The sequence below is a fragment of the Nocardia cyriacigeorgica genome, assembly GCF_010858045.1.
GTDB lineage: Bacteria > Actinomycetota > Actinomycetes > Mycobacteriales > Mycobacteriaceae > Nocardia > Nocardia cyriacigeorgica_E.
The window spans coordinates 1-18,134 of sequence record NZ_JAAGVC010000009.1; the positions used below are offsets into that span (position 1 = coordinate 1).

Consider the following 18,134-nt stretch of genomic DNA (forward strand, 5'->3'; position numbering starts at 1 on the left):
GTGGACCGCTGTGCGCGGCCACTTTCGTGGACGCGACTCGTGGACACGAGCGGGACGGACGGCCGGAAATGCCATCTGACCTGCTGCGGAAGTTGTGGAGCCTAGGGGAATCGAACCCCTACGGGTGCCCCACGCTGCCTACTGTTACATGCCTGCGACCTGCGGTTAGTCGGGATCTGTCGGGACTCGTCGGGTGTGGTCGGGGCAACGATAGCCCGTTTCGTGGACGGCGTCCACGGGGATGGAGCCGTCGACAGCGGCTCTCCGTCCCAGAGGGCGCGACCTGCGCGTGAGGTAACGGGAGTAGAGATTCGACGCAGCCAGATCGTGATCGAGGCGAAACGGGCCGGAGTGGTCCAAGCCACTGCCGAACGGTCCAACCCGTGCTAGCTTTGTTGTCAGGACATCCCTACACGGATTCCGATTAGCCTTCGACCCCGCCCGCTGCGGGGTCGTCGTGCATCACGGGCACCAAATATGCTTCGAGTGGACCCTAGGCTCAACCTTCGACCACAGCATTTCGTTCGCCTTCTTCGCGCGTTCGTCCGTGATGGGCGTCCGCCTCATCCTGAAGTGCAGGTACGACACGAGGTCAGCCGCTTGCACCAGCCTACTGTCGCAGGACGGGGCGAAGTGGATCGTATCCGCAACGTTCTTCAGCTTCGTTCCCCAGTATCCGCCGGTTCCCATGTGCTGGTACTCCCAGAGGCTCTTGCGATGCGAGTCGTGGTCTCCGACCTCGTCAGCGATCACGAGGACTGGCTGCTGTTGAACAGCGGCGTAATCGTTCAGACGCTGAAGGATATGTTCAAGCACCACCCGGTGCGGATGGTATGGGCTGACATATCGAGCCTCCAACCGTTTGCGGTCGACGCCCCGAAGAATCAGCTTCAGCCCAGGAGTGGCAGCAATGGCCGCGAATGCGTCGCGGTAGATGCCGATTCGGGCACGAATCTGAGTCGCCATGCCGCTCCAGTCACCTTTGCCTTGCACGAGATCGTTGCCATGCAACTCTGCACGAGCATCGACGCCCCATGCTTGGGCAGCCTTAGCTACCACTTGGTCAAGGCCAGCCGCGAGGCCCAAGACTTCTGTTGAGGGGCAAACGACAGCCGAGATCCAGTACTCGCCTCGGTCGTACGACTCATCAAGGTATGCCAGCAGCACCCAACGAGTATTGCACTGCGACAGGACAACACGGCCCGACCTTTAGGGCTCCTGTGGACAGCTTGTGGACAACTAGATGGCGGCGGGTAAGTTGTGATCTTCGTCGTGTTCGGCAGCACCCTGTTCAGGGCATGTGGCCGTGTGTCAGATATACGAGCCGCCCCTGGTCGAGCTCGGCCCGCCAACCGAGCAAGCGATCGAAGCGTGGCAAGACTGGATCGGCCGATTCCGCCCCGACGAAAAGCCCGAGTAGAGGTTAGCCGCGTGCCCCGATGCGGTCCGCGAACGCGCGCAACGGGGCACGCCGGTCGTGGTCCAGCAGCTCGGCGACAATCTGGCGCAGTAGGGTTTGGTATTTCACCCACTCGGGCCCGCCGACACGCTCCGCGGTGAGCAGCATGTCGAGCGCCTTCTGATACTCGCCGATTCGCGCCAGCGCCGCGGCCTTGTCGAGCAAGTGCCGCGCCTGCGATACCTGCGTGAGCCCGGTCGCCCGGTTCGGCATCGCGCGCGCCGCCGTCAATGCCTCGGGGTACCGCTCGCTCGAGACGTTGATATCGACGGTCTGCATGACGACTTGGCTTGGGCCGAAATTGCATTCGTAGTGCTTGGTGTCGGCGCCGACGCGGTCAGCTACCTCGCCCGCGGCGTTGGCGAGGGTCAACGCTTCGTCCGTGCTCTGGTTTCGTCCGGCCGCGGTGGCGCCTTGCAGGACAAGCGAGCCGTAGACGGCGAGGTGAGCGTCCGACGCCGTGCCGGTCGGCTCAACTCCTGCCGCCGCACGTAGAGCAACTTTGTGCGATTCCTCGTAGCGGCCTTGCACGAGCAGTTGCCACGCAACGGAACCCCGCAGGGTTGCTGCGAGCAGCGGGTCGTTTCCACGCTCGGCCGCAGTGAGCGCCTGCCGGACGGCCATGAATGCCGAGTCGGTCTGTCCCATGTGCACGAGCGTGCAGCCGGTGACCCAATACATGCGCGCGAGCAGCTCGTGCGCGATCGGGATGTCTGCGGCCTGCGCAGCGTGAGCGGTAGCACGCAGCTGCCCGAGGCCGGGCGGCAGGATCGCGGTCAGAGTCTCGTACCGGCCGTTCCAGTACGCACCCCATGCGTAGTCGACCGACCGGCGCGCCTCGTCGACCGTGACCGCGCGCTCAGTATCGCCGTCGTCGATGAGGTCGTCGACAGAGGTGAGCGCTTGACGGATTGCGACGACGCCGGCATCCGGGTCGCCGGACGGAATGCCGTAGCGCTTGCCGACAAGGTCAGCGATATCGACGTCGAGCGCGCGCGCAATCTTCTGTAGCGAGGCGATGCTCGCGCCGGTCCTGGTGCCCTGCTCGAGTGCCCGGATCAGGGCGATACTCACGCCGGACCGCTCGTGGAGTTCGCGTTGTGTAAGAGCTTTGCCGCGGAATCGGCGGATACGGTCGCCGATCGTTTCGTCATCCATGTTGACCGTCTCTTGTCGGTATTCCCCTGAACCTCGACGGTACCGGCAATCTCGCCGGAAAGTAATACACCTTGTGGTACCCGCGTAGCACTGGCTGTACCTAGCGTCACAATCAGCCCCCGGCGCCGGGCGCGTGCCCCCTCATCCCCGGCGCCGGGCGGTACCCAACAACCAACAAAGCAGGGGAAACAATGGCCGAATATGTGGCTGCCTTGGCAGTCGGTGGCGCCGTCGGCGTGCTGATCGTTGGCACCATCTTCGTGTTGCCGTGGCTCGTCGAGCGAGACGACGAGCTCAAGTTCAGGTCAGAGCCGTTACCGCGGATGACGGTCCAGCGGGCCCACGACGTGATGCAGCTGTACCGGCGGCGCACCCTCGAGGACTGCGCCGAGAAACGCGCCGCATTCAAAACGCTGGTCGCGGCCGGGCACATCGTGCCGGACCCTCGCGTCGAGCGATTCGTGCGATGACGTCCACCACGCTGCAACCATCCGCGCGGCGGGGCGATCCGAGTTACGAACACTGCCACGAGGTTCCGGCTCAGATGACCGAGCCGCACGCTCACGGAATTGTCGGCATCCACACACGTATCGGTTGCACGTTCGATACGTGTGCTCGGCTGCGCGCAGCGCGCCTACGGCTGGTGGCGGCGCGGTGACCGAGCCCGAGGACGCCCCGGAATCGTGGGTGCAGTGGGACGACGGCAGTTGGTCGCCTGTCTACGCGGACGGGTGGACGGGTGATCGTGTCTCGCTGGCCGACGTGCTCGAGGCCGCGGCCGGTCCGGCCGGAATTGACCGCCCGATCATCGACGTTGCCCCGATTTCTGTGCGCGACCGCGAGGGGGTGAACATGCTCGAGCCCGGACCGGACGGATCAGCTTCCGATGAGCCACAAACGCAGCGCGACCAGCCGTAGCCCGCAGAGAAAGCCGCACCGATGACTCAACCGCCCGACGTGGTCTCAGATGGACGTCGCATCGCCGCCCTGGCGGCCGCAAATAACCTGTACACAGAGTCATTGACGATCGCCGCCTACGCACAGACTTCCGAGGACAATCGGCTCGCCCGCGATGTGCGCGAATTCGCCGATCGACTCTCGAAGTGGGCCGAGGCGGGAATGCCTCGCCCTCAGCGGCGTACGCCATGGCATTGATCTGCACCGAAATCGAGAACGCCTCCGGCAATGCCCAGCCGGGGGCGTTCTGCGCGATGCACGCTAACGCCTAGGGCCGTGGCGCCGATCACTGATCGACCAGACTCGCACCCCGAGGGGGATTTGTGACCCAACAGGACCCGGCCGCCAAGCGCCGCAAGATCAACCAATGGATATACGGCGTGGCCGGCGCCGTGCTGCTGCTCATCCTCGTAATCGTCGTCGCCGGTGCCCTCGCCGGTGGGGGCGAGGACTCGGTGCCGGCGTACACGTCGAGCCGCGACGGCGATGTGATTACGGCCGTGGTCGATTTCGACGACGCCGAGCAGCTGCGCGCCGTGTTCGACGACATAGTCGCGCAGAACGAGGGGTTGCCCGAGGGCGGCTACCACGTCGAGATCAACTGCTCGACCGGCGGCACCGCGGCCGTCGACGCCCGGCTCGGCAACGGGCGGTTCGCAATCGGGAACCTCGGCGCCGCGCAGGTCGGCCTCGAGGCGGGCGGCAGCACGTTCGACACCACATCGGCGAAGTGTCCAGCGGCATAACGCCAACGAAAAAGAGCGCCCCGGCCAGACGGCCGGGGCGCTTCTCGTTCGGGGTGAATCAGGCGAGCGTGTAGTACAGGTACGTCGCTGCCGCGCCCTGCTGGACGGTGCCGGACTGGCCCGAGGGCATGACATATTGCATGTCCAGCGTGTCGCCGGGGGCCAGGCTCGTCGCCATCGGCGAGAACGTCGCCGCATTGCTGTTGAACCCGATCTGCACCTGTCCGATCTGGACACCGTTTTTCAGCACCCGGAACGTGGGCAGGGACGCGTTCACCCAGTTACCTGTCAGTTGGATGCGCGCCTGGACGGTCACGTTCCCGATGCCGTTGGCGACGAGGGATGTATCACTCGCGATCGCTGTGGCCGGGAACCCGGACCGGGCTGCCCATCCCTGAATGAGGCCTGTGCCGCCGGTCGGCATCGCGAACGTCCCGGCTTTGTCCATGCCCATCGCGGCGAGCACCGCCGAGGGGGTCTGGATCACTATGCAGGGCATCAGGCCAGCCCCTCGATTTCGACGATCAGGCCCTTGCCGGGTGTCGTGCCCACGCCGGTGATGTACGGCAGCAGGATGTCGCCCTTGGCGAACGCCCACGATCCGGACGACGTGCCGCCGGCGACCTGATTCGCCGCCGCGACGCTGGTGCTGGTGCCCGAGACCGTGGCACCGTTCTTGCGCAGCTCGACGACGAGGTTGCCCGACGCGTCGGCAGTGTTCGCGCGGACGGTGATGCTGGTAAACGTCGCTGCCCGTTGCAGTTTGATGCCGAACGGGAAGTCGCCCACACCGGCCGCGCGTGTAGTGTCCTTGCCGCACACCACGATCGACAGGTCATACGGCACGGTGCCAACGGTCGGGGTGCGGGTGTCCGACAGGCGCGCGTCGTTGCCTGCGGCGGCGGTGCCCGCGGTGGTGCCGAGGGCGAGGCTCGAGGTTCCGGCACCAATCGCGGTGCGCGCGTCGGCCGCATTCGCCGCGGTGAGCACCGCGCGACCCACCGCCGACGAGTCGACGATGTCGGTGGCCGGGTGTGTGTGCACCGCCGGCGCCTTGCCTGCGAGACCGGGCACGGTCGGCGCCGCCGCGGTGCCGCCGAGGTCGCCGGCGAGTTGAACGAGGCCTTTTACGCTGGCGGTTGCGTCGGGCGCCGGCGGGCCCTGGTCGCCGGTGTCGCCCTTCGGCAACACGGCGTTGAGGTGGTACTCGGGGCCGCCGGTGATGGTGATCGAGGCGGGGTCACCCGGCGCGCCGGTGGTGACGGTGCCGACCGTCAGCCCGAAGCTGTCGACCGCGGCCTGCGCCGACGCCGCCGCCGTTTCGGCGTCTGCCTCGCTGGCTGCCGCGGCGTCGGCGGCGGCCTGTGCGGCGGCGATCTGCGGCACGGTGACCGGGTCCAGATTCTCGCCGTTGTCGAGCACGAATACCAGCGCGTCGCCGACGAGGTTGACGTCGACGACGCTGAGTCCGCGCACGACGGCCTCGCCGTTGCTGGCGGGGACGGGCGAGACGAGGGCGAGGTCGACGAGCCCGGTCGATCCTTCGTCCGGGTCCTCGGGGTCCGGGCCGGGCACGTACTCGGGTACCTCGAACCAGTACGGCGCCATAGGCACGCGCTCGTCCTCGAAATACAGGTCGAACTCGACTTTCCACGTCCAGCCGGTCGGGTTCACCTCGGCGGTCGGCGCGACGAGCCGCACGCCCCGGTTCCCGCGGTGGGTGACGTACCCGAACTGGTCGAGGGCGCACACGTAGTGCGTCGGCAGCTGCACGAACGTCGCCGGATCCGGCTGCGCGGTCGGCACGAGCACTTTCGGCGGCGCAGCGGTGAACGTGAGCGAGCCCGTCAGCGGCGCGAATTCCGGGGTGTCGCCGATATCGGGGCCGTCGGCGATGTTGGCGAGGAAGCGGCCGACGACCTTGCCGTGCTTGAGCGGTGCCAGATCAGCCATGTCTAGATGTCCTCCAACGGTGGGGGCGGCGCCACGTCCTCGCCGAGGGCGCGCAGCGAATCGGCTACCTGCTCGTCCCAAGCGGCGTGTTGCGCGGCAGCGGCGCGCCGACGCACGCCTTCCTCGGCCTTCTCGGCACGCACGGCGGCCAGCTCACGAGTCACGGTGTCGAGCTGCTTGGTGAGCGGGTCGACGAGCACCGACGCCGCGCGTGTGAGCACGTCGACGGCCTCGGCGCGGGCCCGATCGGCGGTCGCTTCGTCCAGTTCGACGCCGGACCGGTTGCGGCGACGACTGAACATCCCGTTGACGAGGGCGACGCCGACGCCGCCGACGCCGAGGGTGCCGAGCGCGGCGCCGATTTCGAGTAGCACGTCATCCCTCCTGATATGCGCTGTTGTCATGGGGGATCACTCCCGGTACTCGGCACCACGATCCGTCGACCGTGGCGGCTTGACGAGGCGCTGCACGTAGGCCGCGCCAGTGGCGACGACGGCCGCGATTGCGGCGCCCGCTACTGCTTTCCAGTCGCCCCCGGATGTGACATCGAATCCGTCGCCGCTGATGACGCCGGCGATCGCGAGCACGACGGCGACGAGCACGGTTGCGGCGGCGCCTTGCAGTGCGGTGCGCCCGGCGCGCTCCCTCGCGTCGGCCTTGGTGTCGACCGGCTCGGGCTCGGGCAGTGCCATCGTGGGCAGGCTGCGCAGGAATTCGTCGAGGCGCCGCTGCGCGTCGGCCTGCGCGGCACGCACGATGTCGTCGACGCGGCCGATGCCCTCGGCGCGCAGGCGCTCGACGACCGCGGCGGTGACGAGGTCGACGACGTTGCGGCTCATGCCTTGCCGCCCATCTTGGTTTCGATCGCGGCGAGCCGGGCCTCGATGCGCTCGAGTGTGGCGTTCTGCGCGGCCTGCGAGTCGACGAGGGTGAGCGGTTCGCCCTTGTCGTTGACGCCGAGCTGTTTCCAGCCGCGGGCGACCTGGTCGCGAATCTGGTTCACGGCCTCGTCGATGTAGTAGACCGCGGTGCCGTAACTGACCTTCGTTTTCTTGAAGTTCTCGAACATCTCGCCCCACACGGTGCCCTCGCCCCTTCCGGCTGTCGGGTTGCCGATGGCCTTCTGCACATCGGCGCGGAAAATGGTCATGTCGATGGCGCCGGGATCCCACTTGCCCTGTGCGGCGCCTGCCCACTCGCGATGTGCGATCACATGCGAGGCGTCGTGTCCGAGGTGGCGCAGGATCGCGGCGACGCCGCGTACGTAGGCGTTGTACTGCGCGTCCGACCATGAGGACCGGTGCGGGCGGCCAGGGGTGCCGCCGCCATCGTTGGCGGCCTCGATCCCGATCGTGTACTGATTCGCGGCGTTACGGGGAAGGCCTGGATACGAGCCCTCGCCCGCGTGCCATGCAATTCCGGCGCCCACGACGGTGTACACGCCGTCGCTGCCGAGGTGGAGCTGCGAGCACAACCCGAGTTGCGGGTGATTGGCGATGCTGCCGGGGGTCGCGCCGAAGCTGCCGGTGTGGTGCGCGACGACGCCCCAGATCTCGCCGAAATCTCCGTGCCCGCGATCGCGCCAGCCGGAATATTCGCGCACCTCGAGGCCCTCGGCGCGCAGCACCTCGGGCAGCCAGACGGGGTCAGGCATTGTTCTTGGCCTCCTCGATTTTCGCGCGCAGACGGCCGACGATGCCCTCGTACGCTTCGGATTTGGTGGACGCTTGGAACGCAATTCCGCGCGGATGAGTCGCCGACCATTCGCCGCTGTTGAGTTGCTCGACCTTGATGTCGTCGAGGTCGTAGAACTGCTCGGGGTCCGGCGCCGGCCATTCCCCGTTTTCGTCGGGGTGGATGTGTAGGCCCTGGTCGTACGGGCCGGGTAGGCCGCCGGGTGTCGGGATCCAGCGCACCCGCTCGCGTGACGGGTCGCGTATCCAGCCGCGGTCGATGAGGTAGGCGGCGAGGCGCGGCGCCTGCGGTATCGGCACGGTGGTCGGACCGGCGAGCACGCGCCCGGCAGGGTTGCGCCACTCGGGCAGATGGACGACGAGCAGCTCGGCCGCGAGCTCGGCGACGAGCGGGTCGACCTCGGGCACGTCGCCGAGGTCGGGCAGCTGCCCGTCCACAACTTGCCGCAGAAACGCGCGGAACTTTTCGGTGATCTCGACGCCGTCGACGCTGCTCGGCTCGTATGCGCCGGCACGGGCTTGCCGTCCGGCGGGGGTGATGATTTCCTCGACGACCTCGCGGCCGTCGTTCTCTTCGCTCATGGCTGCTCCCGTAGTGGTTGGCCCATTACGAGCAGCTGTGCGCCTGCCGTCGCAATGGTGTAGTTCCGCGATCCGATGACACGGCGCGCGAGTATGTAGAGGCTCGCGGTTTGGTTGGCGGAGACGACGCCGTGCGCGGCGCCCGGCTCGGTGGGGTACTCGTAGCGCGGGAACATGAGCACCATGTAGTTGTTCGCCGCGGGCATGCCGATGCCGTAGCCGATGAGGTCGCCGTCGATGGCGCCGAGGCGCATCTCGATATCGACTCGGCTTTCGTTGAGGCTCGCGACATGGGTTTGCATGCCGAGGTTCCCGGACAGCACGATCGGGCGCCACGCGATCGGCTGCGCGGGCAGCGTCATCGTGGCGAGCACTTTCGGCGAGGTCGCCATATTCGAGCCGCCCGAGAACTGCCCGCCTGCGATCGCCCACGGGCCGAGCAACTGCGGCGACGGTATCGGTTGGAATTCGCCGGGCGGGGTGCGCCAGGCGAGCACCGAGTCTTGCCGGGCGCCGGCGAGGTCGCCGACGTCCTCGGCGTCGGAGATGGCGCCCGGTTCGCCGGGCGGGCCCTGGTCGCCGGTCTCGCCGCGCGGGAACGTGATTGCGAGCGTCTGGCCGGGCGCGGTGCCGGTGATCTGCGCGGACGCGGTCGACCCGGTCGGGCCCGCGATGCCGACGCCGACGAGTGCGTTCGGGGCGCCGCGCTTGCCCGGTGCCTGGAACGCGTCGTCGAACCGAATCCATTCCATGCCGGTCCACAGGTAGATCGCGTTTTCGGCGACGACGCGCCACGCGCGCCCGGCCTCGTCGTATCCGAGGTTGAGGGCTTGCAGCGTCGCGAAATCGGCGGCGTCGCCGCGCCATTCCCACGGCCACGACGACGGGCCGACCGGGCCGAGCTCGCCGCGCGGTCCTTCGCGCAGCTCGACGAGCGCCTCGCGGTCGTAGAGCTCGAACGGGTTCACCGTGTAGGGCAGCCCGACGGGGTCGTCGACGCCGCGCATGGTCACGCGGATGTCGGCCTCGTAGACGATTTCGCCGGTCATGCTGGCGCCCCTGTCACTGGCACGGCCCACACCGCGACGTGCGCCGAGGTGCGGGTGTAGGTGTAGTTACCGCTGCCGACGTTGCGGCGCAGCACGATATAGATTTGCGCGGGCGCGCCGGCGGCCACGACGCCGACGCCCGAGCTGGGGGTGACCGCGGCGGTTGCGTAGTGCGGTTGCAGCACGTTCGCCCAGTCGACGGCGTAGCCCATACCGGCACCGAATCCGAGGATCTGGCCGTCGGCGCCACCGAGGCGCGCCTCGAGGTCGACGCGAACCGACGTGTCGGTGACGATCGTTCGCACCACCGCGGCGCCGAGCACCAGCGGGCGCCAATCGCAATCCTGCGCGGGCACGTTGACGATGGCGATTGTGTTCGGCGAGGTGGCGACGTTGGTTTGCGAGGCGGCGAATCCGGCGCCGCCGTCCCACGCCTGCCCCTCGAGGATGGTCCACGGGCCGCGCCAGCCGGGGTACGGGGTGGGCACCCACTTGCCCGCCGAGGCCGACCACAGCGGCACCATGCCGTCGATGTGGGCCGGGGTGTTGTCGTAGTCGGTCGACAGGCGAAGCGGGCCCGGTGATCCCTCGGGGCCGTCGACGCCCTTGACGCCGCGCGGCACGACGAGGTCGACGGTCTGCGCGGGCGGGGTGCCGGAAATGGTGACCTCGAGGTCTGCGCCTACCGCGCCGGTCGTCACGGTGCCGAGGGTGAGGGTGTTCGCCTCGCCGGCCGGTCCGTGGGCGCCGAACGCGTCGGGGTGCGCGTCGAAGCTGCGCCCGTTCCACACCATAAGCGTGTTCGTGTCGAGTAGCCGCCATGCCTTCCCGGCGTGCACCGGGCGCAGCGTGGCCGCGAGGGCTTGCAGCGCAGTGTCATCGGCGATGTCGCCCTCGTGCCGGATCGTCCAGCCTGCGGGGCCCTGCTCGCCGTCGGGTCCGGCCGGGCCGGTGGGCAGCTCGAGCGAGCCATCGGCGGGGGTGCCGACGAACGATTGCACGATGCCGTCGCGGTCGAGTCCCTCGTCGAGGCCGCGCAGGTTGGTCGACTCGAAATACTCGCCGACAGTGGACACGTCACACCTCCTATGCGGGGATCGCCCAGACGACCAGCGAGGCGCGGCCGACGCTGTAGCCGATTTCGGCCGCTGAGTTGGTGCCGCCGACGCGCTCGGCGGTGACGACGAGCGTCGCCTCGGTGTTCGCGGGCACGGTGGCGTAGGTCGACGACGGTCCGAGCGGCTTGGTGCCCTCGTCGCCGAACGTCGGCACCATCGCGACTTGGAAGTACTGACCGGTGAGGCGGGCGCCGGCGCCGTGCGCGACCGATACGCCGTTGCTGTTGTTGAGTCGCACGTAGCCGACGGCGTGGCTGTTGTGGCCGTTCTGGCAGTAGATTTCGAGCTGCGCCCATGCCAGCGGGCGCCAGCGGAACGGCAGCGCCGGGATGGTGAATTGCCCGGCGGTGAGCTTGGCGGCGTTCACGTTGCCCGAGGCCGCGTTGAAATCGGTACTTCCGTACCACGACCACGGTCCGAATCCGTTCGGCGGCGGCAGCGGGCGCCACTTGCGGGCGCCGACGTTGAGCCCGAACATGCTGCGTTGTGTCGGGCCCATCGTGTCATCGAAATCGGTCGCCTCGGTGATCGCGCCCGAGGATCCCGACGGCCCCGCGGGGCCGCGGAGCCCGGCAGGCACGGTGACCGACAACTGTTGATCGGCACCCGAGCCGGTGAACTTCACCGCGGGCACGGTGAGCGCCGGATTGTGCACCGTGGTTACCGCGATCGTGTTCGGGTACGCCGTCGGCCCTTGCGGGCCGACGGCGTCGGGCGAGTGCTGCCACGCCGTACCGGTCCAGACGTCCATGCCGTTGGTGTCGAGGCGATGCCACCAGCGGCCGCGATCCTCCGGGCCGAGGCCGGTCGGTCGCGCTGCCGCATTCGCGATTTCGCCGGACTTACGGAATGTCGATTGCGTGGCGCCGCGCGGTCCGGGTGGTCCGGGCGGGCCTGCGGGCAGCGGCAGCGATGCCGCGGACTCGACCGGGATCACGGTTGCGGTGAGTATGGGCAGGCCGTCGTCGGTGACCTCGCGGGTCACGACCAGGCGCGCCGGAAACGACACGTCAGGCAATGCGGGCTCCTAGAAAATGATGAGGTCGAGGTCGGCGCCGACGTCGGTAAACAGCTGCTTGATTGCGCCGGCCATCTGGCCCATGCGGCCCCACGCCTTCACCGTCGCGTCTTCCTCGTCGCTGCCGTCGCCGATGGTGAGCTCGAGGTGCGCCGCGGTGGTGCGGTCGTCGGTGAACGTGTACTCGGACACGATGTCGGTGAAAAGCATGTCCTCGTCGAGCTGAAACCCGATTTGGTCGCCGAGGTCGAAATCGCGGCCGAACGTGTACGGGCCGCCGGCGGCGTCGACGGTGACCTTTTTCGACACGTAGCCGCGGGTCTGGTGCACGCCCTGCCGCCCGGCCATGACGCCGTCCATGGTGAACGCCTTGTCGCTGCCGGTGATGTACAGCTCGCGGAATGCGAACGGTCCGGCGCGCTCGGCGCGACCGGCATCGCGGTACACCATCCACGCGAGAAACACGTCGTCCAGCTGCCCCTGATACAGGGCGTCGAGACCGGGCATGCCGATCAGCAGCCCCAGCCACGACAGCAGATTCTTCATGGCGAACTCAATGCCGGCGTTCACCCAGCCCGGCGACTTGCCGCCGACAATGACGTCGATCGCTGTCGGCTTGTGGATCGCCACCTCGGCGGTGCCGATACCGGAGTATTCGCCCTCGAGGTACCACACGTGCGGCAGCCCGCGGAACGTGCCGAACGGGCCCATATTCCCGTAGACCGCTTCGTATTCCGACTGCGCGTTGAAGTTGGGATACCGGACCAACGTCGTGTCGTCGACCCATTCCTCGAAAAACGAGATGAGGCCGTCGAGCAGGGTGCCGGTCGGGCCGACGCTGCCGGACTTGTCCAGTCCCTCGAGCACGACCGTCGGCCGGTCGAGGTAGTACCAATCGGGCGCGGGCTGCTCGTCGCCGTCCTCGGGCAGGAAGAACCGCGCCGTCAGCATCACGCCGGTATCGGCGACCAGCGGCTCGAACAGCTGGTCGGCCTGGTCCATGCGCGCGACCGCGGCACGCCACGGGCTCGTATCGGTCGGGATCCACACCGGCACGAGCGCGATCGGCCAGAGTGCATCGGTGCGCGCCCACTCGGGGGCGTCGCTCCACTGCTGCGGAAACGCAAGCGACTGCTGCCGAATGAGATTGCAGGCCATGAAAATAGCCCACAGCGTAAGAACCGGGCCGATACCGATCATGTGCCGCGGCCACTGCGCCAAGATCGGCGCGAACGGTGACGGATACAGACACGTCGTCGCGATGTGGTGCCAGCAGTGAATAGCCTCGACGTCGATCGTCTCGGTACCGTCCTGATCGCGCATGCGGGCAATGCGCGTGATGTAGCCGTCCCACCGCTTGCCCGCACTGAAATTCACGGTGATCGGGATCGTGGCGTCGGCGCCGTCCGGGTTGCGAAACAGGTGGTCGTAGTTCGTGATATCGCGCGGTAGAACCATTTTCAAGCCACCGGCACCGAACACCTTCCCCGTGCACTGCAACGACAGATAGCGGCCTTCCTCGCCGACCTCTTGCAGGAATTTGTCGTAGTAGCGCACCAATACCCGTTGGTCGCGGCGCGCCTCGGCGTCCTCGCGCTCGAGGCGATCCATGCGCCGCGCTTCGGCGGCGTGATCCCACATCAGAACGGCCTCGAGCTGCGCGGGTCGACGTCGAGACGCACCGTTGACTCGGTGCTGCCGCCGTCGGTGACGCGCACCGGGATAGAGACGCTCGACCATGGGTCAATGGATTTGAACCAACGCCTACCGGCGAGCGCGCCCCACACATTGCGGCCGGACGGCAGCGCGTCGGAGTAGACACGCGCGGTGCGGTGCCGCGGGTGGGTGTCGATGCGCAGCGTTTCGCCCTCGAGGATCGGCGGCGTTTCGACGATGCGCGGGGTATCGCCGCCACCGAGGTCGCCGATATGGAACCGGCCCGGCCCGTTCATCACATACCGCGGCCACGCCGGCTGATCGGCGGCGTTGCGGCCGACGACGACACCCTCGCCGAACCCGTCGGCGTTGACCCATACCGACGGCTCGGGCATGTGATGCTCGAGCGGGTCGAGGGCAACAATGCCCATCTGATAGGCCTCGTGCAGGTTCAGCGCCGGGTCTATGCCGGTAACCGGCGCGGGCGCCGAGTCGAGCCGTACCTGCTGGTATCGCCAGCCCTGATAGCGCGTCCAGAACGCCAGCGTGCCCGGCTTATCGGTCGACCAATCGCGAAACCAGGAGTCATGCACGGCGTACCAGTGCCGCGGGCGGGTGAGCAGCAGCGGCAGCGTGTCGCCGCCGATATCGACGATGAAATCGATTTCCTTCTTACTGCGCACCGAACGCAGGAAATCCGCGCCATCCTGGCGGGCACCCTCGGATACGAGAATGCTCGTCGGCGCGAACATGTGCCCGGACGGCGAGTCGCCAAGCGCGACACCCTCGGCGCCGGCGCCGACGCCTGCGAGATGCCAGCACTTACCCGAGATGCCGAAGTAGCACACCTTCGTCGTCTCGATTTCCAGCAGCGGATGCAGTGTCATCGCCCGAATCCCCCTCGCCGCATAGACGCCATGGCCTCGCGCCGGTGCACCCGCTCGACAGCCATCGCCGCCTGCCGCGGGTCCGGGCCCACGATGTTGTAGGTGTTGCCGCCCCCGCCGACGGCGCCCATTCCGAGCATGGATAGACCGCTGTTGAGCATCTCTTTCCAGTTGTTCTCGAGGTAGCCACGGAATCCGTCGCCGACGCCCTTGGCCCACTCACCCCACGGGTCGGCGGCCTGCTCGGGTGTGGCCGCGAGCTCTTGCCCGGCGCCGTAGTGCTGCTCGACGCCGCCACCACCGACCGCGGGCGCAGCCGGATCCGACGCCGTGCCACCGACGCCCGGCGTCGAGGTCGTCGACGTCGACGCCGCGGCGCCGAAGTTGCTCGGCCAGTTATCCACCCACACCGGCGTAGCGGTACCTGGCGGCCGGGTGCCGGTCGCGCCAGCTGCGCCACCGGGCGAGGTCCCGCCAGCGCCGGATCCAACGCTCGGGCTCGACGCGCCTGCGCCGCTCGCGCCACCAGTGCCGCCTGGCGTGAGTCCGCCGCCGGAACCGGGCTCGACCGTGCCGACCGACGGCGCCGAGGCCATGGCCCAATGCACATGGTCGTTATGTCCGGCCATGGTGTCGGGACCGAAAAAGCTCATGCCGTCGCCGACGTTCTTGCCCTCGTCGATATTGCGACTGAATCCGTTTCCGTGGATGAGCTCGAGCGAGCCGGGGTAATTGCTCGCGATCCAATCGGCCATTGCCGCCATATTCGGCCCGGCAATATCAATTGCCTTGCCCTGCATGTGAAAGTCGTAGCCGCTGCCCACGTCAGCTGTGCGCGTGGCCGAGGTCAACTGCGCCTCGGGAAACGCATTACGCAGTGATTCCCACATGCCCTGTTGCACCGGCGTCATAGACCCGGCGCCGGGCACGACGCCACCACCGGCGAAACCGGGCAGCGACGCCAGGAATCGGCGCGCCTCGAGCGCCGCAGTAACCGCGGGGTTGTCCTCTTGGATTCCGAAGCGGCGCAGGTTGCCGGTGTAGTCGCCGCGCAGTAGCCCGCCGAGGCCGAGGCCGGCGTCGACGAGTGCGTCGTCTTCCTGGATTCCGAAGCGGCGCAGGTTCGCGCGGTAGTCGCCGCGCAGCAGGGCGCCGCCACCGATCGCGGCGTCGACGAGCGGGTTATCTTCCTCGATGCCGAACTGCCGCAGGCGGCCGTCGTAGTCGCCGCGGGCGAGCAGCGAGTGCCCACCAAGGGCGGCCGAGACCAGCGGGTGATCCTCCTCGACGCCGAACGCATCGCGCAGGTTGCCCGTGTAGTTGCCCTCGTGCAGCAGCGACCGCAGGCCGAGCACCGCGGCCACGATCGGCGAATCCTCGGTGATGCCGAGGCGGTTCAGCGACCCGTCGTAGTCGCCATGCGCCAGGCGGGCGCCGCCGCGCACCATCCCGTGTAGCCACTCGGCCGGGGGCGTCCATCCGCGGTTCAGTGCGGCAACGAGTTCGGCGCCGCCGCGGCGCATTGCGTCCTCGGTGACGACGCCCTCACCGGCCGATACGCGCGCGGTCGGGATACCGTCGGCGCCGACGCCAAGAATGCTGTCCGAGGTGCCGGTGCCCGGCCCGAACAGCAGCCCCGCCGTCGTGCGCCCTGCGACGCCACCTTTGGCGAGCAGCGGCAGGTCGGGAGTGTCGATCGAGAACGAAATGTGTTTGTCGATAACCGGAATAGTGAAATCGAATCCGAGCCGGAAATTATTCCACTTGGAAATGAGCCAATTCAGCGCGGTTCGGAATCCGTCAGTGATTCCGTCCCACAATCCCGAGGCGGCAGACTTCACCTTGCCAGGCAGGCCGGTGATAAATCCGACCAGCTTGCCGAAATCGTCGACTATCCGGTCCTTGACCTCGCGCGCTTTGTCGGCGAGGCCGGTAACGATGTTGCCAGCGTCGGCGAATCGGTCGCCCCACCAACCGAAAAACGGTTTTAGCACGCTTTCCCAGACAAACGAAACGGCTGTCTGTATGGCGTTCCACGCGCCCTCGACGATATTGCGGAAAGTCTCGGACTTTTGGTAGGCGACCACGATTCCGGCGACCAGCGCGCCGACGGCGAGCACCACGGCGCCGATCGGGTTCGCGAATAGCGCGGCGTTGAGCGCCCACTGCACCGCCGACCATGCCATCGTCGCGCCTCGAATGACGCCCGTCGCGACCGTGTAGGCGCCGAGGGCAAGCGAATTCGCGGTCAGCGCCGCAGTTCCCGCGCCGGTCGAGGCGGCCATGATGCCTTGGGCGACGGCGTATCCGGTCGCTGCAACCTTGGCCGTGACGAGGGCGCCGGCGAGCACGCCGAGGGTGATGCCGAGGCCCTTCGCGACGTTCTCATTGTTCTGGATCCATGTCACCGAATTGGTGAGCGCCTCACCGAGCTCGGTTTGTATCGACCGTTTGATCTTCTCGACGCTGGTCGCGGTGTTGTCCGACAGGGTCGTGCCGAGCTGTGCGGCCGCGCCTTCAACCTTGCCGAGGCTGTCGACGGCCGCGGACGGGTCGAGCGCGAACAGCGCCCCCGCCAGGTCCTCGGCCTGCGTGCCGAAGATCCCGATCGCGGCGGCATTGCGCGCTACGGGGTCCTCCATGGCGCGCAGCCGGTCGAGCACGGTGTCGAGCCCCTCGCGCGCACCCGCGCCACCGGCGGCGATCTTGGCCGTCATCTCTTCAGCGGACAGCCCGAGTGCCTCGTAAGCGGCCTTCGACGTCTCGCTGCCGTCGGTCGCCCGGATCTGGAATTCCTTGAGCGCGTCGGCGACCTTGTCGGCGTTGAATGCGCCAGCGTCGAGGCCTTGCGCGAGTAGGCCCGTGGCTTCAGTCGCGGACAGACCGAGCGCTTGGAACAATGCGGGGTACTCGATGAACGTGTCGAGCAGGTCGCCGCCCTTGTTGGCGCCTTCCTGGAACCCGCGGGTAATGGTGTCCATCGCCGATCGCGCGTCGGGCGCGAGGCCGGTCTTGAGCAGAGTTCCGACAGCCGCCGCCGCAGCGGAAACGTCCTCGTCGAACGCGCTTGAGAGGTCGAGCACCGAGGCTGTGACGGCCTCGATTTCGGCGGTAGCCGCATCCTCGGCGACGAGGCCCTGCTGCCAAACGTTCTTGAGGGCGTCGTTTACCTGGCCGAGGCTGTCGCCGTAGGCCTGCGAGTACAGGTTGCCGGCGATCTGCCCGAACTCGGCGGCCATCTTCGGCGAGGCGCCCAACTGTGCGGCCAACTTGTCGTTGAGCGACTCGGTTTCGATCGCTGTCGACGCGGCCACCATCGCGGCACCGATGCCGGCCGCGGCGGCGCTCGCGGCGGCCATCTCCTTGGTGGTGGTGCCGAGCCGGTCGCGCAGCCCCGACAGCGCCGCCGAGAAACGCCCTTCGCTCTCGGTGGCGTCGTCGGTGGCGTTCGCCAGCCGCACCCGCGCGTCGGAGAGGTCCTGGACGGCGCGCTGGCGGGCGGCCGAGGCGCGGGCGCCGTTGCGCTGCGCGGTGGCGAGCGCTTCCTCAGCACGGGCGAGCTGGCTCGCGCTGGCGTTGCCCTTGGCGCGCAGCTCTTGCAGCTTGGCCTCGGCGACGCGGATCTTGCCCGCGGCGTCGGCTTCCTTGTCGCGGGCCGCGGCGAGCGCCTGCGAGGCACGCGCAACCTCGGCCCGCGCCGCCTCGAGCCCGGACGCCACCGCGCGTCCCGCGGCGCGTCCGGCCGACCGGCCGGACGACACCAGCGGGCCCGTCAGCTGCCCGTCGATCGCGCCCTGCACGCCGTCGAGCGACGGAATGACCTGGAGCGCCGCATAGGCAATCGGCTCAGTCAATGA

Annotated in this window: 17 protein-coding genes; 3 read left to right on the forward strand and 14 right to left on the reverse strand. The window is 68.1% G+C overall.

From position 1 onward, the window contains the following. Positions 1-462: 462 nt before the first annotated feature. Complete coding sequence (locus GV790_RS11105; RefSeq protein ID WP_163813281.1) at positions 463-1,167, reverse strand: DUF3800 domain-containing protein; 705 nt, start codon at positions 1,165-1,167, stop codon at positions 463-465. A 256-nt stretch (positions 1,168-1,423) separates the two neighbouring features. Further along, complete coding sequence (locus tag GV790_RS11110) at positions 1,424-2,617, reverse strand: helix-turn-helix domain-containing protein (RefSeq protein WP_163813282.1); 1,194 nt, start codon at positions 2,615-2,617, stop codon at positions 1,424-1,426. Between the two features lie 191 nt (positions 2,618-2,808). On the opposite strand from GV790_RS11110, the gene GV790_RS11115 reads away from it, so the two are divergent. From GV790_RS11115 to GV790_RS11125, 3 genes are all read left to right on the forward strand, one after another. Continuing rightward, positions 2,809-3,087, forward strand: a complete 279-nt coding sequence (locus GV790_RS11115) for a hypothetical protein (protein ID WP_163813278.1) — start codon at positions 2,809-2,811, stop codon at positions 3,085-3,087. 184 nt (positions 3,088-3,271) lie between these two features. Then, positions 3,272-3,535: a hypothetical protein gene (locus tag GV790_RS11120; protein WP_163813283.1), complete on the forward strand. Its 264-nt coding sequence runs from the start codon at positions 3,272-3,274 to the stop codon at positions 3,533-3,535. A 419-nt stretch (positions 3,536-3,954) separates the two neighbouring features. Beyond that, positions 3,955-4,320 carry a hypothetical protein gene (locus GV790_RS11125; protein ID WP_163813284.1) on the forward strand — a complete coding sequence of 122 codons (366 nt, stop codon included), beginning with the start codon at positions 3,955-3,957 and terminating at the stop codon, positions 4,318-4,320. 58 nt (positions 4,321-4,378) lie between these two features. On the opposite strand, the gene GV790_RS11130 is transcribed toward GV790_RS11125, so the two are convergent. Genes GV790_RS11130 through GV790_RS11185 form a run of 12 tightly spaced genes read right to left on the reverse strand, consistent with a single transcriptional unit; the run spans position 4,379 to position 18,131 of the window. After that, positions 4,379-4,807, reverse strand: coding sequence for a hypothetical protein (locus tag GV790_RS11130; protein ID WP_163813285.1), 429 nt, complete (start codon positions 4,805-4,807; stop codon positions 4,379-4,381). 11 nt (positions 4,808-4,818) lie between these two features. Next, entirely contained in the window at positions 4,819-6,273 is a 1,455-nt protein-coding gene (locus tag GV790_RS11135; RefSeq protein WP_163813279.1) for a hypothetical protein, read from the reverse strand. A 2-nt stretch (positions 6,274-6,275) separates the two neighbouring features. Beyond that, positions 6,276-6,677: a hypothetical protein gene (locus tag GV790_RS11140; protein ID WP_218586402.1), complete on the reverse strand. Its 402-nt coding sequence runs from the start codon at positions 6,675-6,677 to the stop codon at positions 6,276-6,278. A gap of 6 nt (positions 6,678-6,683) precedes the next feature. Beyond that, entirely contained in the window at positions 6,684-7,112 is a 429-nt protein-coding gene (locus tag GV790_RS11145) for a hypothetical protein (protein ID WP_163813287.1), read from the reverse strand. Beyond that, positions 7,109-7,927 (reverse strand): peptidoglycan recognition protein family protein, encoded by an 819-nt coding sequence (locus GV790_RS11150; RefSeq protein WP_163813288.1) that lies wholly within the window; start codon positions 7,925-7,927, stop codon positions 7,109-7,111. Before GV790_RS11150 ends, GV790_RS11145 begins: the two co-directional genes overlap by 4 nt. After that, positions 7,920-8,549: a hypothetical protein gene (locus GV790_RS11155; RefSeq protein ID WP_163813289.1), complete on the reverse strand. Its 630-nt coding sequence runs from the start codon at positions 8,547-8,549 to the stop codon at positions 7,920-7,922. The genes GV790_RS11150 and GV790_RS11155 overlap by 8 nt, the downstream gene beginning before the upstream one ends. Beyond that, positions 8,546-9,598 (reverse strand): hypothetical protein, encoded by a 1,053-nt coding sequence (locus GV790_RS11160; RefSeq protein ID WP_163813290.1) that lies wholly within the window; start codon positions 9,596-9,598, stop codon positions 8,546-8,548. Before GV790_RS11160 ends, GV790_RS11155 begins: the two co-directional genes overlap by 4 nt. Next, a complete protein-coding gene (locus tag GV790_RS11165) occupies positions 9,595-10,674 on the reverse strand; it encodes a hypothetical protein (protein WP_163813291.1) in 1,080 nt (359 codons plus the stop codon). Before GV790_RS11165 ends, GV790_RS11160 begins: the two co-directional genes overlap by 4 nt. 10 nt (positions 10,675-10,684) lie before the next feature. Then, on the reverse strand, positions 10,685-11,734 hold the full coding sequence (locus tag GV790_RS11170; protein WP_163813292.1) for a hypothetical protein: 1,050 nt from the start codon (positions 11,732-11,734) through the stop codon (positions 10,685-10,687). 9 nt (positions 11,735-11,743) lie between these two features. Then, complete coding sequence (locus GV790_RS11175) at positions 11,744-13,375, reverse strand: Gp37-like protein (RefSeq protein WP_163813293.1); 1,632 nt, start codon at positions 13,373-13,375, stop codon at positions 11,744-11,746. Beyond that, positions 13,375-14,277 (reverse strand): phage tail family protein, encoded by a 903-nt coding sequence (locus tag GV790_RS11180; protein WP_256673210.1) that lies wholly within the window; start codon positions 14,275-14,277, stop codon positions 13,375-13,377. The genes GV790_RS11175 and GV790_RS11180 overlap by 1 nt, the downstream gene beginning before the upstream one ends. Further along, on the reverse strand, positions 14,274-18,131 hold the full coding sequence (locus GV790_RS11185; RefSeq protein WP_163813294.1) for a phage tail tape measure protein: 3,858 nt from the start codon (positions 18,129-18,131) through the stop codon (positions 14,274-14,276). The genes GV790_RS11180 and GV790_RS11185 overlap by 4 nt, the downstream gene beginning before the upstream one ends. Positions 18,132-18,134 lie beyond the last annotated feature (3 nt).

Excerpts from the sequence above, each read along its gene's own strand:
- GV790_RS11155 (WP_163813289.1), bottom strand. The coding sequence starts at position 8,549 with ATGAGCGAAGAGAACGACGGCCGCGAGGTCGTCGAGGAAATCATCACC.
- GV790_RS11140 (WP_218586402.1), bottom strand. The coding sequence starts at position 6,677 with ATGACAACAGCGCATATCAGGAGGGATGACGTGCTACTCGAAATCGGC.
- GV790_RS11150 (WP_163813288.1), bottom strand. The coding sequence starts at position 7,927 with ATGCCTGACCCCGTCTGGCTGCCCGAGGTGCTGCGCGCCGAGGGCCTC.
- GV790_RS11180 (WP_256673210.1), bottom strand. The coding sequence starts at position 14,277 with ATGACACTGCATCCGCTGCTGGAAATCGAGACGACGAAGGTGTGCTAC.
- GV790_RS11110 (WP_163813282.1), bottom strand. The coding sequence starts at position 2,617 with ATGGATGACGAAACGATCGGCGACCGTATCCGCCGATTCCGCGGCAAA.
- GV790_RS11175 (WP_163813293.1), bottom strand. The coding sequence starts at position 13,375 with ATGTGGGATCACGCCGCCGAAGCGCGGCGCATGGATCGCCTCGAGCGC.
- GV790_RS11145 (WP_163813287.1), bottom strand. The coding sequence starts at position 7,112 with ATGAGCCGCAACGTCGTCGACCTCGTCACCGCCGCGGTCGTCGAGCGC.
- GV790_RS11160 (WP_163813290.1), bottom strand. The coding sequence starts at position 9,598 with ATGACCGGCGAAATCGTCTACGAGGCCGACATCCGCGTGACCATGCGC.
- GV790_RS11135 (WP_163813279.1), bottom strand. The coding sequence starts at position 6,273 with ATGGCTGATCTGGCACCGCTCAAGCACGGCAAGGTCGTCGGCCGCTTC.
- GV790_RS11115 (WP_163813278.1), top strand. The coding sequence starts at position 2,809 with ATGGCCGAATATGTGGCTGCCTTGGCAGTCGGTGGCGCCGTCGGCGTG.